Below are 16,544 nucleotides of genomic sequence, written 5' to 3' on the forward strand. Positions count from 1 at the left end.
CAAGATTTTCGATCAGATTCGTTCTCGTTCGGTCAGACGTGAACTCATGTTGGCCGGTCCACTATGATCGGGACGTGAGCGACACGCAGAGCGACGGACGCAGGCCCGTGTTCGCCGCTGAACGTCGGCAGCGCATCCTCGAGCTGGTGCGCGCCAACGGCGCCGTGTCGCTGCGCGAGCTGGCCCAGGCCGTGCACTCGTCCGAGGTGACCGTCCGCCGCGACCTGCGCGCGCTGGAGTCGGAGGGCCTGCTCAACCGCCACCACGGCGGCGCCACCCTGCCCGGCGAGCTGTCGCGCGAGGCCGGCTACGCCCACAAGGTCTCCGTCGAGTCGGCCGAGAAGGCCGCCATCGCCGACCTGGCCGCCGCCCTGGTCGAGGACGGCGACGCCATCGTGGTCGGGCCCGGCACCACCACGCAGGAGTTCGCCCGCCGCCTGACCAGGCACTCCGAGCTGGCCGTGGTGTCCAACTCGCTGCTGGTCGCCCAGGTGCTGGCGGGCTCGCCGCGCGTCGAGGTGATGCTCACCGGCGGCACGCTGCGCGGCTCGATCCTGGCGCTGGTGGGCAGCGCGGCCGAGCACTCCCTGGCCGGGCTGCGGGTGCGCAGGGCGTTCATCTCGGGCAACGGCCTGACCGCCGAGCGCGGCCTGTCCACGCCCAACATGCAGGTGGCGGGGGTCGATCGGGCGCTGGCGGCGGCGGCGGAGGAGGTCGTGGTGCTGGCCGACCACACCAAGATCGGGATCGACACGATGGTGCAGACCGTGGCCCCCGACCGGATCGGCCACCTGGTCACCGACGACGCCGCGCCCCGCGACGTGCTCGACGACCTGAGCGGGCGCGGCGTCCGCCTGCACGTCGCCCAGTTCTGAGCGCCGCTTCTGATCGAATGTGACAATTCCGTTACTGGAATGTTTCCTCCCTCAACCACGATCGAGGCGGAGGCAACCGTGTTACAGGTGGCTGGCGTTCTCAAGGCGTTCCAGGGTGTCACCGCCCTCGACCACGTCACCCTGTCCGTACGCGCCGGCGAGGTGCACGCCCTGGTCGGCGGCAACGGCGCGGGCAAGTCCACCCTGGTCAAGGTGCTGTCGGGCGTCCACCAGCCGGACGCGGGCGAGCTGCGGCTCCTCGGAGAGCCCGTGCGGTTCGCCGGACCGGCCGACGCCAAGCGGGCCGGGATCGCCACGATCCACCAGGAGACGAACCTCGTCCCGACCATGAGCGTGGCCCGCAACCTGCTGCTGGGCCGCGAACCCCGAGGACGGCTCGGGCTCATCGACTCGGCGGCCGTGCACGCCCGCGCCGAGGAGCTGCTGGCCGCGTACGGGCTGGAGGTGGACGTACGCCGCCCGCTCGGCTCGCTCGGCGAGGGCGCCCGCCAGCTCGTGGCCCTGGCGCGGGCCGCCTCGGCGGACGCCCGGCTGGTCATCATGGACGAGCCCACCACCGCGCTCGACCACGCCGAACTGGAGACCCTGCGCGGGGCCGTGACCAGGCTGCGCGAGCAGGGCCGCTCGGTCGTCTACGTCACCCACCGGCTGGAGGAGCTGTACGGCATCTGCGACCGGGTCACGGTGCTGCGCGACGGCCGGGTCGTGCACACGGGGCCGCTGGCCGGGCTCGACCGGCTGCGGCTGGTCTCCCTCATGCTGGGCCGCCCGTTCCACCCGGTGGAGCCGCCGCCGCGGGCGGGCGAGCCGGACCCGCCCGCCGACGCGCCCGTCCTGGAGGCCAAGGGGCTGACCCGTCACCACATGCTGGACGGCGTGTCGCTGGCGATGCGGGCGGGGGAGGTCGTCGGCCTGGGCGGGCTGCTCGGCGCGGGCCGCAGCGAGACCGCCCGCGCGATCGCGGGCGTGCTGCCGGTGGACGCCGGGCAGGTCACGGTGGCCGGGGCGGCGGCGCGCAAGTGGTCGATCAGGAGCGCCGTACGCGCCGGGATCGGCCTGGTGCCGGAGAACAGGGGCACCGAGGGCATCGTGCCCACCCTGTCGGTGCGCGACAACATCGCCCTGGCCGCCCTGCCGCGCCTGTCGCGGGCGGGCATCGTGTCGGACGCGCAGGTGGACAACATCGTGACGACGTTCATGCGGCGGCTGGGCATCAAGGCGGTCTCGCCCCGCCAGCCCGCCGGTGAGCTGTCGGGCGGCAACCAGCAGAAGGTGCTGCTGGCCCGCTGGCTGGCCATGCACCCCAAGGTGCTGCTGCTGGACGAGCCCACCAGGGGCGTGGACCTGGCGACCAAGCTGGAGATGCAGGCCCTGCTCGACGAGCTGGCCGTGGACGGGCTGGCCATCCTGCTGATCTCCTCGGACGTGGCCGAGCTGGTCGAGAACTGCGACAGCGTCGTGGTGCTCAGGGACGGGTCGATCACCGAGCAGCTCACCGGCCCCGAGGTCACCGAGGACCGCCTGCTCGCCGCCCTGGCCAAGGACTGACACCCCGCCGCTCCCGGGAGAGCGGGAATTACCTGCCGAATAACACGGCGAACAATGGCTTTCACACGTTATTCGCTATTTGCAAATCACTCACCCGACTACCTCTGCGCGGTAAAATTCCCACTGCCTGGTCCAGGTGGGAAGGGGCAGCGTGAAGATCTCTGTCTGGGTTCCCGGTCAGCGGGACAAGGAGGCCCAGCGCTCGCTGATCAACGCACTCTTCAACGATCCGAGGCTGCGGGACGCGAAGATCTCGTTGGAGTCGGCTCCGCACGCGTCCGACACGATGGGTCCCGATTTCGAGGTCATCCAGCTCATCGTCGACAGCGGGTTCCAGCTCGCCACTCTGGCGCTCGCGCTCCTGGCCTGGCGCCAGGACCGCGCACAGGCGGCGCAGTTGGTCGTCGAACTCGACGGCACCATGAGGGTCCTCACCGAGGACGACCTGCGCACCCCGTCGTCGGCCCTGCGCGCCCTGGGCGGACAGCCCGATCCGGGAAAGTCCCACTGCGTGGTCATCGGTGTCACCGACTACCCGCACCTGGGCGATCTGCCCGCCGTGGGGCAGAGCTGCGTGGACCTGGCGAGCGCGCTGGTCGACCCGGACATCTGGGGCGTGCCCTGGAACCAGTGCCAGGTGGTCTCGAACCCCGCGACTCCACGCGAGTTGCTGGACAAGGTGCGGGACGCGGCAGCGGCCGCCACGGACACCCTGATCGTGTACTTCGCCGGGCATGGGCTGCGTGCCCCCGGCGGCGACGATCTCCACCTGTGCCTGTCCGGGGCCGCCCAGCCGACGGCGGGGGGCGAACCCGCGGACCCGCCCGCCGACACCGTGCCCTGGAGCGACCTGCGCAGGATCCTGCACGAGAGCCGGGCCATGCGGCGGGTGGTGATCCTCGACTGTTGCTACAGCGGTCTCGCCCTGGGCGAGAGCGACCCGTCGGCCAGCCTCCTGGAGTCCGTCAAGGCCGAGGGCGTCTACACGCTGACGTCGGCGACGAAGGACAGCCTGGCGATCTCCCCGCGTACCGAACGGCACACCGCGTTCACCGGAAGGCTCATCAACGTGCTCCGCGCCCCTGAGGAGCACTCCGAGTTCCTGACCTTGGACGACGTCTTTCACCGGGTCCGCACCGCGCTCGTCCCCAACCTGCCGGAGCCGCAGCGGGCGGACCCCGCGCAGATCGGCGCGCTGCCCTTCTTCCGCGCCGTACGGCACCCGCCGAGCCTCACCCCCGCCGGCGAGGGAACGGACGGAGACCCGGACATCGGCCGTCCCCGACCGCCAACGGGCTCGGCCGAAGGGAAGTCCAGGGGCCGGCGGCGACGCCCGTTGCTCGTCGGGGGCGGGATCGTGCTGTCGGTCGCCCTCGTGGTCGCCGCTGTGGCGGTGTGGCCTGGTTCGGGGCCGATCGGCTCCTGCTCGGCGAACGCGACCTTGCTCGACTATTCCGACGCGCTCGACAAGCAGATGTTCAAGGGCGCCACGGTGGGCGGCCTGTCGGCGATCGCCATGACCGGCAAGACCGAGGCCATGGCCCTGATGGACAATCAGCCGGGCGGTCTTTTGCACCTTTCGCTGGGCGATGCGGAGGATCTCGAGGTCGAGATCCGCGACGTGACCCCTTTGCTCCGTCCCGACGGCTCCCCTTTCGCGGCGGAGGAGATCGATGGGGAGGGCCTGGTCCTGCGCCCGGACAGCGCGCTCGTCTCCTCGGAGGCCGGGCCCGCGATCCTCGCGTTCGACCTGTCGACGGGCCGGCAGACCGCTTCGCTGCCGGTGCCGCCCCTCTTCCGGGCGCAGTCGGAAGGCGGGGAGGCGGGCAGAGAGACGATCGAGTCGCTGTCCGCCACTCCCAAGGGGGACCATCTCTACGCCGGCATGGAGACTCCGCTGTCGCGCGACGGCACCTACCAGGGCGGAGGTCTTCTGCGCATCGTGCGCTATTCGGCCGCGGCCGGCAACGCCTACGAGCCTGACGCCCAATACGCGTACAAGGTCGACATCGGCCTGAGCCTCACCGAAATCGTGGCACTGGACGACGGCGAACTGCTCACGCTGGAACGCGGCCACGTCAAGGGAGTGGGAAACACCATCCGGATCTTCCAGACCTCACTCACCAAGCGCTGGAACCTCTCCTGGAACGGGTCCCTGCGCGACGAACCGGAGGAGGTCTTCGCCGAGAAGACCCTCCTGGCCGACCTGGGCGACTGCCCGGCGGCGGACGCCCCCGCGCCGCAGCCCCAGTACAACGCGCTGCTGGACAACGTCGAAGGCATGGCGCTGGGCCCCGTGCTGCCGGACCGGCGCCGGGTGCTCTACCTGGTCTCCGACGACAACCTCAGCAGTGCTCAGACCACCCGGGTCTACAAGCTCGACGTCCGCCTCCTGTGACCATCTCGCCTGGAGGCCGGGCGGGTGATCTTCGACCAGAGCCACGCGACACTCCCGTACGCCTGGTCGAGCCCGTGGTACAGCCGCGGCGGAAGGTGCGGGAGCAGCGCCGAGTGCCGCCGGCCGAGCAGCGCGAACATCTGCTCCGGCGGGAGCGTGACGTAGCGCGGGAGGCTCTCGTACCAGCGGGCGCTGTTGCGGGCCGCCCGCTGCGCGCACCGGATCGTGGACTTGCGCTCGCGCTCGTAGCAGGCGAGTGCGGAGTCGAGCCGCGGCCGTGAGTGCAGCGTGTGAACCAGGAACGCGGCGTCGCCGAGGGCGAGCGCGGTGCCCGCGCCGACGGAGTAGTGGGTGGTGTGCGCGGCGTCCCCCATCAGGACGAGGTTGCCGCGACGCCACGTCTCGTTGGTGAGGGTACGGAAGTTCAGCCAGCGGGCGCTCTCCCCGTTGGTTCCCCTGCCGATCAGCGGATGGCCGTCGAGGAGGTCGGCGAAGAGCTTCCCCAGCAGGGCGAGGCTGTCGGCCTCGCCGGACCGGTGGAACCCCAGCCCCTCCCACGTCTCCGGCGAGCACTCGACCACGCAGGTGCTGCGGTCGCGGCTGTAGCCGTAGCCGTAGCACCAGATCCAGCCGTGCGGGGTGTCGGTGAAGGCGAAGGTGAACGAGCCGAACACCTTGGTGGTGCCGAGCCAGAGGTAGACGTTGCGGCCGAGAGCGACCCGGGTGCCGAAGTGGTCGGCGTGGCGCTCGCGCAGCGTGCTGTTGACGCCGTCGCAGGCGACGACGAGGTCGGCCCCGGCCAGCTCCGCCTCGGAGGTGATCTCACGCTCGTACTCGACGCGTACGCCGAGGTCGCGGGCCCGGTCGGCGAGGATGGCGAGCAGCCTGCCCCGGCCGATGCCGTAGCCGCCGTCCCAGTGGTCGATGAGGAGCGGCGGCCGGTCGTGGACGTGCGCCTGCCAGGTGTCCCAGCGGATCGAGTCGTCGCCGATGGCCCGCGCGGACTCGGGGTCGATGTCGTGCAGGGTGTCGTGCAGCTCGCGCCAGTAGGTGACGCCCCACCCGTACGTCGAGCCCTCGGGGTACCGCTCGAGGACGGTGATGTCGTGGGACGGGTCGGCCCGCTTCATCAGGATCGCGAAATACAGGCCGGCGGGTCCGCCGCCGACGCAGGCCACCTTCACCACATCCCCCAATGTGACACCATGCGGTCAACCTGCTGCACAGCGTATCAGCGGGTGTCGCCGGGCAGGTGGAGGGCGGGTTCGGGCCGTCGTGACGGGCGCTGAGGTCGCGCCGGGTGAGCGCGTGCCGCGGTCAGTAGACCGACACGTGCGGGTGGTCGTAGTGGTTGGCCGTGGTGCCGCCGCGGTCGGACATGGTGCGCCACGCGCCCGTCCTGACGTGCCAGATGCGCTGCCGGTAGATCACGTACATGATGCCCAGCCGCTTGGCGTTCTTGATCACCCAGGCGGCGATCTCGTCGCCGCGCTTCAGCTCCTCCCCCGTCGGCATCGCGCCGCCGCGGCTCAGCATGAAGTCGCAGGCCCGCCCGAGCGGGTGCTCGCCGCCGTCCTGGATCACCCGGTAGCAGCCGATGCCGTACGGCACCTCGAACCGCTCCTGGATGAGCTGCTTGACCAGGCGCATCCTGGGCGTGATGTGGTCGGACCCCTCGGGGAGCTGCGGCACCCACGTGCCGTCGGGACGCCGGACCCCGGGCACCGTGTAGAGCTGGTCGATCTTGTCGCGGATCTTCTCGATCTGCTTCTCGGCCTTGTCCTTGCGCTCCTCCAGCTCCCCGACCGTGCGGTCGAGCTCCTCGGCGCGGGCGGCGGCCTCGTCCTCGGCCCGCTGGCGGTCGTCCCTGACCTGGGCGTAGCCGCTGAGCCTGGCGTCCTGCTGGTTGATGAGGTGCTGGGTCAGCGCCATCCGGGAGAGCACGTCGGACGGGTCCGCGCCGCCCTGGTCGCTCCCGCTGACGAGCAGGGTGAGCGGGCCGTACCCGCCGCCCATGTACTGGGCCAGGGCCATGGCGCGCAGTTCTTCCGAGTTGCGGTCGTACGCCTCCTGGGCCTCGGCCAGCTTGTCGCGGGCTGCCTTGGCCGCCTTGTCCGCGCGCTCGCGGGCGATGCGGCTGTTGTAGTAGTCGGTGATGAGCCGGTCGGAGTCCTTCTGGAGCGCGGCCAGCTCCTTCTTGAGCTGCTTGACGGAGGGCTTGGGCGCGGCCTGCGCCTGGCCCGCGAGGAGCGGGACGGGCAGCAGGAACGGGAGCGCCAGCAGGAGCACGGCCAGCGCGGCGGCGGTGGTCCTGCGCGCCGGACCGCGGCGGCTCGAGGCGGCGGACACAAGCGCCGGACCGCGGCGCGTCTGGACGGCGGACGTACGGGCCCGCGACCGGCCGGCGGGGGACGCAACCGCCACAGTTCTCCTAAGCCCGAGCCTCAGGGCAGGTTCCGGTCACGAGTTTTCCAGGCCGGGGGGACGCCCTCTATCCGACGCACGATAGTAGGGGATCACGCGACCTTGCCCGCAACTCACCTCATTTCGGTATAGCGACCCTTACGTACCCTGCGGACCACGATCTGCCGTCCGACCAGCGCCGATCCGGGCACCACCAGCAGCCCGAGCAGGCTGGAGCCCAGCCCCAGGCCGACCTCGGCGTCCAGCAGCCCGTCGCCGTCGCCGCCGAGCACCGGCAGGCCGAGCGAGACGCTCACCGAGATCGACACCAGCGGGCCGCGCGCTCGGGCCGGGGGCTGCTCGGGCGCGCTCGTCGTGGGGGGCGGCGGTTCGCCGCCGCCTGGCGGGTCGGTGCCGGGAGGGTCGTCCGGGGGCGAGGTGGTGGGCGGCCGGGAGGTCGGCCCCGGGTCGTCGGGCTGTGTCGGCCGGCCGGTCGGCTCCCGGGTCGGTTCGCGCGTCGGCTCGCGGGTGGGCTCCCGGGTGGGCTGCCTGGTGGGCTCGCGGGTCGGGGGCGCCCCGATCGGCGGTCGCGTGCCGCCGGAGGAGGGCGGAGGGCTCGGGTCCCCGACGGGCGGGGTGATCGGCTCGCTCCGCGTGGGCACGGCCCCCGTCGGCCCGACGGAGGTGGGCCCGACGGAAGTGGGCCCGACGGGGGTGGGCGCGGCGGTGGCGGGCGGGGCGGAGGTGGGCGGGGCCGGGGCCGGCGTGAACGGCGGTGCGGACGTGGCGGGCGGCAGGGCGGTGCCGCTCTCCAGGTCGGGCGAGTCGCCTAAGATCACGAACGTCGACACGACCGCCGCCGTCGTGGCCAGCACCAGCCCGCCCGTCACCGCGAACTTGCCCACCGGCGAGAGCGCGCTGTGGAACAGGCTGGTGGCGCCGCCGTCCGCGACCGGCTGCGGCTTGGGCAGCAGGACCACCAACGGCAGGGCCAGGCCCCCGAGCCCGGTACGTCCCCGCAGCTCCCAGTCCTCCCCGTACGCCGCCCGCGCGGTCCGCTCCAGCTCGGCCAGGAACGCCTCCGCCGACTCGGGCCGGCTCGCGGGGTCCTTGGCCAGGCCGTGTTCGAGCAGGGGACGCAGGGGCTCCTCGACGTCCTCCAGCGGGGGCGGCACGTGCTGGTGCTGGTAGGCGAGGGCGGCCACGTTCTCGCCGTGGAACGCGCGGTGACCGGTCAGGCATTCGTAGAAGACCAGGGTGGCGGCGTACACGTCGGTGGCCGGGCCAGCGGGGGCCTCGTCCCACTGCTCGGGCGCCATGTACGAGGGGGTGCCGACCAGCGCGGCCGCCTCCCCGAAGTGGGCCGCCACGCCGAAGTCGACGAGCTTGCTGTCGCCGTCCTGGGTGATCATGACGTTCTCGGGCTTGAAGTCGCGGTGCACGACCCCGTGGTGGTGCGCCTCGGCCAGCCCGAGCAGCGCGCCCTTCAGCAGGGTGAGAGCCGCCTCGGCGCCGGTCGCGCCCTCGTGCCGCAGCAGCCGCCGCAGCGTGACGCCCTCCACCAGCTCCATCACGATGACGGCGTCGTCGTCGCCTTCGACGTAGTCGAGCAGGCGGGCGGTGTGGGGGCTGTCGACCTCCCGGATGACCAGGGCCTCCGCCCGGAACCTCGCCCGGAACCCCTCGTCGTCGCGGAGTGGCTCCGACAAGTGCTTGATCGCGACCGCCAGGCCGTCGGAGTCGCGTACGGCGAGCATCACCCGGCCGGTCCCACCGTGGCCGAGTTCCCGGATCTCCGTGTAGCCGGGAACCTCCATGAAGGGACCTCCTGCCCGGATAAAGATCCTTATGTCAGGACGCTATCCCGGCGTCACAGGCCGTGTCGAGCCCTCCTCACGAGAGTCACCGTCCCGCTACGGCAGCCGATATTCCTCCGCCTTCGGACGGGAACCTCGGCCGGGTGACCGGCCGTCAGGCCCGCCGCCTCGGCACCGGAGCCGTGGAGCCCCGTACGACCAGCTCGGTCGCGAGCTCCACGTGGTGGGAGTCGATCCGCTCCCCGGCCGCCAGCCGCAGCGCCGTACGCAGCGCCACCCCGCCCATCTCGCGCAGCGGCTGCCGGACGGTGGTCAGCGGCGGCGAGGTCACCTGGGCGATCTGGGTGTCGTCGAACCCCACGATGCTCAGGTCCTCCGGGATGCGCAGCCCCCGCGCCCGCGCCGCCTCCATGATCCCGACCGCCATCTCGTCGCTGCCCGCGAAGATGGCCGTCGGGGCGTGCGGCAGGTCGAGCACCGCGGCCCCGCCCTCCACGCCGTCGTGGTAGCGGAAGTGCCCCGAGCGCACGTGGCCGGGCAGCACCGGCGCGCCCTCGGCCTCCATGGCGGCCCGGTAGCCGTGCAGCCGCGCCTGGTTGCAGGCCGCGGTGGCCGGGCCGCCGAGGTAGGCGATGCGCCGGTGCCCGAGGGAGAGCAGGTGCTGGGTGGCGGCCAGGCCGCCGGCGAAGTTGGTGGAGCCGATGCTGGTCACCCGGGTGCGCGGCAGGTTGAGCGGGTCGATGAGCACCAGCGGCAGGCGGGCCCTGGCCAGCGCGGCGGGCTGCCCCGCGGTCAGCTCGCCGGTGACCGCGATCAGCGCCCGCCGCCCGGCCGTGACCAGCTCGCGCGCCCACGCCGTGGTACGCGCCGCGCCGCTCCTGATGCTGACCACGATGCCGACGCCCGCCTCGGCCCCGGCCTCGACCGCGCCCTGGATGATCTCGGTGGAGTAGGCGTTGAGGTCGGTGTCGAACTGCACCTCGACGGTGGCCTGCGCGGACGGCTCGCGGCGCGGGGCAGGGGCGACGTAGTCGTGCTGGCGCAGCAGCGACTGCACCAGCGAGCGGGTGGCCGGGGACACGTCGCTGCGGCCGTTGAGCACCTTGGAGACGGTCGCGACCGACACCCCGGCGGAGGCGGCGACCGTGGCGAGCGTCGCGCGTCTAGGACTGGCCGGCATCTCCACCCCTCGGATCTGGGCCCGTCATCTCCTGCGCTCCTTAAAGAGGTGTGGCCTTCTCGCAACTTTTCGAAAATGTTTCGACGTCGCCGCCGAAGCTCGGCACAGAAGCCCCTCCTTCTCAGATCACCAGGTGACGGCATACGCGAAAGTACCTTACACGCGCATAGCCGAAAAGCCAGACATTCCCTGATCCACAAGCTATTGACAGGCCAATTCGCGAAATCTAGATTGGCGACCCCCGCGGTCATGTCGAAAATGTTTCGACGAGATGACAGGTGAGCTGACATGAGGAGGGGTGGACGTGGCATCACCACGATGCCGACCCGCGACCGCCGGCCATCGCATCCAGTGATCAACGAGCCGCGCCCCCAGCCCGCGGCACTCACGTACGGAGATCAGCGTGGAGTCCAGGACAACCTCTCGCCGTACCTTCCTCAGCCTCTCCATGGGGCTCCCCCTGGGAGCGGCACTCGCCGCGTGCGGCGGTTCGAGCCCCACACAGACCGGCGCGGGCGGTGGCACCGCGGCCACCGGCGCGGGCGGCGGTGGCGGTGGCGCCACCTACTGGTACCTGTCGACGCAGCCGCAGGAGGGCGTGCGCACCAGGACCGTCGAGCGGTTCAACAAGGCCAACCCCAACGGCACGATCACCGGCACGACGTTCCAGAACGACGCGTACAAGACGAAGATCAAGACGGCCATCGGGGCCGGTCAGGCGCCCACCCTGATCTGGGGCTGGGGCGGCGGCACGCTGCGCAGCTACGTGCAGGCGGGCCAGGTGGACGACCTCACCTCCTGGTTCGGCCAGAACGCCGCCGTCAAGGACCGGCTGTTCCCCTCCTCCTTCGGCGCGGCCACCATCGACGGCAAGATCTACGCGATGCCGTGCGAGACGATGCAGCCGATCGTCCTGTACTACGACAAGCGGGCCTTCGACAAGATCGGCGCCCAGCCGCCCCAGACGTGGGGCGACATCATGGACCTGGTGCCCAAGTTCAACGCCCAGGGGATCGCGCCGTTCTCGCTCGGCGGCCAGTCGCGCTGGACCAACATGATGTGGCTGGAGTTCCTGTTCGACCGCATGGGCGGGCCCGAGATCTTCCAGGCCGTGTTCGACGGCGAGAAGGACGCCTGGAACAACCCGATCGCCCTCGACGCCCTGGGCAAGGTGCAGGAGCTGGTCAAGGCCGACGGGTTCATCAAGGGCTTCTCCTCCGTCACCGCCGACTCCAACGCCGACCAGGCGCTGCTGTACACCGGCAAGGCCGCGATGATGCTGCACGGCGGCTGGACGTACGGCGGCATGTCCACCGACGGCGGCGACTTCGTCTCCGGCGGCAACCTCGGCTACATGAACTTCCCGCCGGTCGACGGCGGCACGGGCGACCCCGGCAACACCGTCGGCAACCCCGGCCAGTACCTCTCGATCTCCGCCAAGGCCACCGCCGAGCAGAAGGAGATCGCCAAGAAGTTCTTCACCACCGAGCTGATGGGCGACCAGGCGGTCAAGGAGTGGGTCGAGACGGGCGCCGTGCCGATCGTCAAGGGCGCCGACGCGCAGTTCGCCACCTCCAAGGACGCCGCGTTCCTGAACTTCGTCTACGGCATCGCGGTCAACGCCAAGTCATTCGCCCAGTCGTGGGACCAGGCGCTCAGCCCGACGGCGGCCGAGGTGCTGCTGGACAACATCGCCAAGCTGTTCCAGTTGTCGATCTCGCCGCAGCAGTTCGCCACGAGCATGAACGCGGTCATCGGCAAGTGAGCGCACCGACGACCACCACCACCACCACCACCACCACCACCCGGCCCGCGGCGCGCGCGGGCCGGGGCGGCTCACTCGGGTGGATGGCCGCGCCGGCGCTGGTGGCCTTCGCCGGGTTCGGCCTGATCCCGCTGGCCGGAGTCCTGCTGCTCAGCTTCACGCAGTGGGACGGGCTCGGCGACATCCGCCTCGCCGGGTTCGAGAGCTGGCGGGCCGTGCTCGGCGACCCCGGGCTGCCGCACGCGCTGTGGGTGACGTTCCTGGTCATGGCGCTGTCGTGGGCGGTGCAGACGCCGGCGGCCCTCCTGCTCGGCGTGTTCCTGGCCGGGCGGCAGCGTTACCGCGCGGTCCTGTCCGTGCTGTACTTCATCCCGCTGCTGCTCAGCTCGGCGGCCATCGCGATCACCTACAAGGCGCTGCTCGACCCGAACTTCGGGCTCGGCGCGGGCCTCGGCATCCCGCTGCTCGTCCAGGACTGGCTGGGCGATCCGGTGCTCGCGTTCGGCGTGGTGATCTTCGTGGTGTCCTGGCAGTTCATCCCGTTCCACTCGCTGCTCTACCAGGGCGGCGTCCGGCAGATCCCGCGCTCGATGTACGAGGCCGCGGAGCTGGACGGCGCGGGCCGCGTCCGTACGTTCTTCAGCATCACGCTGCCGCAGCTCAAGTACACGATCATCACGTCCTCGACCATGGTCGTCATAGGCTCGCTGACCTTCTTCGACCTGATCTTCGTGCTGACCGCGGGCGGCCCCGGCGACGCGACCCGGGTGCTGGCCCTCGACATGTACAAGCGCGGCTTCCAGGCCAACCTCATGGGCCCGGCCAGCGCGATCGCGGTCATCCTCGTCCTGGTGGGCCTCGCCCTGGCGCTGCTGCTGCGCCGGATCGGCGGGCGCGACGCCGGCCACAGCCAGCTCGAAGGGGTCTGACCCATGGCGACCACCCTCACGAGCGGCCCGCGCGAGAAGGCCGCGCGGCGACGGGCGCGCAGGCCCGGCCAGGCCCGGCGGCGCCCCAACTGGGCGGCCGGCCTGACCAGCGTGATCTGGCTGGCGATCGTGATCGTGCCGATCTACTGGATCGTCATCACCAGCTTCAAGTCGCAGGCCACCTACTACGCCGAGAACCCGCTGGCGCCGCCGGCCGAGCCGACGCTGGCCAACTACCTGCTGGTCGTCGAGTCGGACTTCCCGCGGTACTTCGTCAACAGCGTCGTCGTCACGCTCGGCGCCGTGGTCCCGGCCGTGCTGGTCAGCTTCATGGCGGCGTACGCGATCGTGCGCGGCGCCCGGAGCCGGCTGCTCAGGTGGACGAACTCGCTCTTCCTCATGGGCCTGGCCATCCCGCTGCAGGCCACGGTGATCCCGATCTATCTGATCATCATCCGGCTGAACCTGTACGACACCCTGATGGCGCTGATCCTGCCGTCGATCGCGTTCGCCATCCCCCTGTCGGTGCTGGTGCTGGCCAACTTCATCAGGGACGTGCCGAAGGAGCTGTTCGACTCGATGCGGATCGACGGCGCCACCGAGTCGGGGATGCTCTGGCGGCTGGCGTTCCCGCTGACCCGCCCGGCCGTGGTGACCGTGACGGTCTACAACGCGCTGCAGATCTGGAACGGGTTCCTGCTGCCGCTGATCCTCACGCAGAGCCCCGACAAGCGCACGCTGCCGCTGGCGCTGTGGTCGTTCCAGGGCCAGTACAGCGTCAACGTGCCCGCGGTGCTGGCCTCGGTGGTGCTCACCACGCTGCCCATCCTGGCCCTCTACGTCGTGGGCCGCCGCCAGCTCCTCAGCGGCCTGACGGTGGGGTTCGGGAAGTGAGCGCCCCGGTCAGCGGGCCGGCGTGGCGGGCCAGGTGCGCCACGTCCGTCTCGTAGCAACGGTCGTCGCCGCGGGCGACGTGGCCGGCGAAGGCCGCGTGGCCCGCGGCGGCCTGCTCGCGCATGAAACGCACCAGGTGGACGAGGCGGGCCCGCGCCGTCTCGGCGAGCGCCTCCCGGTCGGCCGCGCCGAGCCCGTACGCGTCGGCGAACAGCCGCAGCCGCCTCGCCTGCTCCTCCACCGGGTGGGCATCGACGTGGCCTGGGTCGTGGAGCGGGACGAACCGGTAGGCGGCGTAGGCCGCGTCCCAGACGCGCGGCCCCGGGTGCGCGGTGTCGAAGTCGATGAGCGCCACCGGCCGCCCGCCCTCGAACACGCAGTTGTACGGCGCGACGTCCCCATGGCAGATCACCTCGACCGGTTCGACCGGCGGGAAGTACCACACGGCGTCCGGCGGGGCCGGGAAGCCGGTCGTGGCGTCGTGGTAGGCGCGCAGCAGCCGGGCCACGCCCGTCAGCGCCTCGTCGGCCCGCGCCCAGCCGGGCAGCGGGTGGCCGGCGGTCCGCCCCGGCACGAAGTCGAGGATCTCCCGGCCCCGCTCGTCGAAGCCGTGGCCGCGCGGGGCTCCGGTGAACCCGCGGACGGCCAGGTGACGCAGCAGCGCCTGCACGGCCGGGCTCCAGGGGCCGGCCGGGCGGCGTACGGTGTCGCCCGACCTGACCACGTGGTTGACGCCGCCGCCGGTCAGCACCTCTTCGTCCGGCACCGGCCCTCCTCGGTCGCGTCCGGCCAGTGTGCCACGGGGCTCCGAACCCGCGCGCGCCCTTTACCCGCCGGGCCGTCAGGTCACCGGACCCCGGCGGTCAGCGACGGGCGCGGAAGGCCACGGCCGTGGTCGAGGTGATCGCCGTCACCAGGACGACCGTGAGCAGGACACTGTTCATCGGGTTGGGTCGCCGGGCCGGGGGCTCGAGCCGCTTGAGGTGCGACCTGGCCGTCGGGGTCGGGGACGGGGTGGGCGTCGGCGTCGGGGTCGGCATGGGCACCACCTGCACCGGCACCACGGGCGGCGCCATGCGCGACGCCGGGCTGCGCACCGCCCTGGGCGCGGGACGCGGGCACTCCCCCACCTGGACGCCGCCCGCACACACCCCGTCGGGGTAGACGGTCACGTGCGGCACCGTGACCTCGGGCCTGGCCCGCCGGTCGGCGCGCGGCATCGAGATCGACACCCGGGGACGGGGCGTGCGTTGCACCGCCACCCGCGGCACCTTGACCGTGGGGCCCACGGTGACGCCCTTGGGCGGGGCGGGCCGTCGTACGGAGAGCTTGGGGACCGGCCGTGGCTTGCGCGGCCGCCCGGCCGACGGCACTGACGGCACCCGGCCGCCCCCGGGCACCCGGCCGTCCTCCGGCACCTTGCCGACGGCGCGCACCCGCGCCGTCCCCGGCAGCCGATCGGCCGGTCGCACCCGGTCCGCCGCCGCCACGACGCCCGCGACCGATCGCCCGTCACCCCGCATCCACCACCCCGCCACCGGCACCCGCCCGGACCTCACGGTCGCGGCGGTCGCGGCGGTCGCGGCGGCTGTGGCAGCCGAGGGCGAGCGGGCCGGACGGTGGCCGAGGTCGGCCGTCGCCGGACCGGCCGCGGCCGTCGCGACGAGGGCCGCGGCCAGCAGCAGCGGCGCGCGCCTGACCCCCACGGTCACAGCCCTCCGGCGATCCGCGCGAACTCGTCCAGCGCCCCCCGGAACGCCTCTGGCCCGACCGCCAGCGGCCCGGCGAAGGCGTGGGAGATGTCCCACGTCAGGTAGGTGCCGAACCCGATCAGCCCGGCCGTGGCCACCAGCGGCAGGATCGCCAGCCCGCGCGGCCTGGCCCCGGCCAGGAACGGGAAGACGATGACGAGCACGCCCGTGAGCACCGTCAGGTACAGCAGCCCGTCGGGCGGGGTGGCCGCGGCGTCGGCGGTGCGCTGGGCGCGGGCCGTGGAGATGCCGCTGAGGTGTTCGAGCACGGCGGCCTTGGCGTCCTCCTCGTCGTCGTCGCGCGGCTGGAGCCCGGTGACCCGGCCGCGCAGGTCGTCCATGCGCTCGGCGCCGACCGGGTGCATCCTGCCCGAGCCCATGAGCGGCCACTCGTCCTTGACCACAAACGCCACGTAGTCGCGCAGCGACCTGCGCACCTCCTCGGGCGCGGCGCCGGGCAGCTCGGCGGCGGCCCAGTAGGCGTCCACGGCGGCCTGGCTCTCGGCGTGGGTGTTGAGCCGGGCGGCGTCGGTGGTGGTCCAGGGCACGATGATCGCGATGGCGAAGACCAGCAGGAACATGGCCGACAACATCGCGCCGGCGTGGGCGGCGGACGGGCCGCTCGGGTCGCGGTCCTCGCCGGCTCTCGTCACCCTCCTGAACACCAGCGCGGTGAGCGCCACCGCGCCCACTGCCGCCAAGATCGAGAGCGTGTACGCCACCATGAAGATCTCCTGGATCTCTGTCGGATACGCAGTGTCACATTACTATCACACCGCGCAATGATGGCGTCAGGCCCGGAAAAGTAAAGTCCCGGGCAAGCCCCACGCCCCGCCGAACCCGGCCGGACGACCCCGCAAGCCCGTGCCCGCCGGGCGGTGCGAGCTGCGGGCGCACGCCGGACGGGCCCGGTCCGGGTGCTGCGCCGGCTCGACGCCCGCAGCCTGCGCTGACACCCCTGCG

General features: G+C 72.1%; 13 protein-coding genes. 6 read left to right on the forward strand and 7 right to left on the reverse strand.

What is annotated here, in order from left to right:
- Positions 1–74 precede the first annotated feature (74 nt).
- The 3 genes from ACZ6S0_RS28655 to ACZ6S0_RS28665 all read left to right on the forward strand — a co-directional run bounded on the left by ACZ6S0_RS28655 (position 75) and on the right by ACZ6S0_RS28665 (position 4,842).
- A complete protein-coding gene (locus ACZ6S0_RS28655) occupies positions 75–875 on the forward strand; it encodes a DeoR/GlpR family DNA-binding transcription regulator (RefSeq protein ID WP_465922404.1) in 801 nt (266 codons plus the stop codon).
- 87 nt (positions 876–962) lie between these two features.
- Positions 963–2,444, forward strand: a complete 1,482-nt coding sequence (locus tag ACZ6S0_RS28660; RefSeq protein WP_465922405.1) for a sugar ABC transporter ATP-binding protein — start codon at positions 963–965, stop codon at positions 2,442–2,444.
- Positions 2,445–2,595: 151 nt separating this feature from the next.
- On the forward strand, positions 2,596–4,842 hold the full coding sequence (locus ACZ6S0_RS28665; protein WP_465922406.1) for an effector-associated constant component EACC1: 2,247 nt from the start codon (positions 2,596–2,598) through the stop codon (positions 4,840–4,842).
- On the opposite strand, the gene ACZ6S0_RS28670 is transcribed toward ACZ6S0_RS28665, so the two are convergent.
- The 4 genes from ACZ6S0_RS28670 to ACZ6S0_RS28685 all read right to left on the reverse strand — a co-directional run bounded on the left by ACZ6S0_RS28670 (position 4,815) and on the right by ACZ6S0_RS28685 (position 10,242).
- Entirely contained in the window at positions 4,815–6,029 is a 1,215-nt protein-coding gene (locus ACZ6S0_RS28670; protein ID WP_465922660.1) for an FAD-dependent monooxygenase, read from the reverse strand. The two genes, ACZ6S0_RS28665 and ACZ6S0_RS28670, sit on opposite strands and share 28 nt — an antisense overlap.
- Positions 6,030–6,159: 130 nt before the next feature.
- Positions 6,160–7,266 carry a coiled-coil domain-containing protein gene (locus ACZ6S0_RS28675; protein WP_465922407.1) on the reverse strand — a complete coding sequence of 369 codons (1,107 nt, stop codon included), beginning with the start codon at positions 7,264–7,266 and terminating at the stop codon, positions 6,160–6,162.
- 113 nt (positions 7,267–7,379) lie between these two features.
- Positions 7,380–9,062, reverse strand: a complete 1,683-nt coding sequence (locus ACZ6S0_RS28680; RefSeq protein WP_465922408.1) for a protein kinase domain-containing protein — start codon at positions 9,060–9,062, stop codon at positions 7,380–7,382.
- A 154-nt stretch (positions 9,063–9,216) separates the two neighbouring features.
- The gene (locus ACZ6S0_RS28685) at positions 9,217–10,242 is read right to left on the reverse strand and encodes a LacI family DNA-binding transcriptional regulator (protein WP_465922409.1); all 1,026 of its coding nucleotides are present in this window, start codon (positions 10,240–10,242) and stop codon (positions 9,217–9,219) included.
- Between the two features lie 448 nt (positions 10,243–10,690).
- On the opposite strand from ACZ6S0_RS28685, the gene ACZ6S0_RS28690 reads away from it, so the two are divergent.
- The 3 genes from ACZ6S0_RS28690 to ACZ6S0_RS28700 all read left to right on the forward strand — a co-directional run bounded on the left by ACZ6S0_RS28690 (position 10,691) and on the right by ACZ6S0_RS28700 (position 13,830).
- Positions 10,691–12,007, forward strand: coding sequence for an extracellular solute-binding protein (locus ACZ6S0_RS28690; RefSeq protein WP_465922410.1), 1,317 nt, complete (start codon positions 10,691–10,693; stop codon positions 12,005–12,007).
- 83 nt (positions 12,008–12,090) lie between these two features.
- Positions 12,091–12,936, forward strand: a complete 846-nt coding sequence (locus ACZ6S0_RS28695) for a carbohydrate ABC transporter permease (protein WP_465922661.1) — start codon at positions 12,091–12,093, stop codon at positions 12,934–12,936.
- Positions 12,937–12,939: 3 nt separating this feature from the next.
- On the forward strand, positions 12,940–13,830 hold the full coding sequence (locus tag ACZ6S0_RS28700) for a carbohydrate ABC transporter permease (RefSeq protein ID WP_465922411.1): 891 nt from the start codon (positions 12,940–12,942) through the stop codon (positions 13,828–13,830).
- Here ACZ6S0_RS28700 and ACZ6S0_RS28705 read toward each other — a convergent pair.
- The 3 genes from ACZ6S0_RS28705 to ACZ6S0_RS28715 all read right to left on the reverse strand — a co-directional run bounded on the left by ACZ6S0_RS28705 (position 13,799) and on the right by ACZ6S0_RS28715 (position 16,306).
- A complete protein-coding gene (locus ACZ6S0_RS28705) occupies positions 13,799–14,596 on the reverse strand; it encodes a phosphotransferase (RefSeq protein WP_465922412.1) in 798 nt (265 codons plus the stop codon). The two genes, ACZ6S0_RS28700 and ACZ6S0_RS28705, sit on opposite strands and share 32 nt — an antisense overlap.
- A 97-nt stretch (positions 14,597–14,693) precedes the next feature.
- On the reverse strand, positions 14,694–15,542 hold the full coding sequence (locus ACZ6S0_RS28710; RefSeq protein ID WP_465922413.1) for a hypothetical protein: 849 nt from the start codon (positions 15,540–15,542) through the stop codon (positions 14,694–14,696).
- Positions 15,539–16,306, reverse strand: a complete 768-nt coding sequence (locus ACZ6S0_RS28715; protein WP_465922414.1) for a bestrophin-like domain — start codon at positions 16,304–16,306, stop codon at positions 15,539–15,541. The genes ACZ6S0_RS28710 and ACZ6S0_RS28715 overlap by 4 nt, the downstream gene beginning before the upstream one ends.
- Between the last annotated feature and the right edge of the window lie 238 nt (positions 16,307–16,544).

The organism is Nonomuraea sp. NPDC051298, assembly GCF_055586305.1.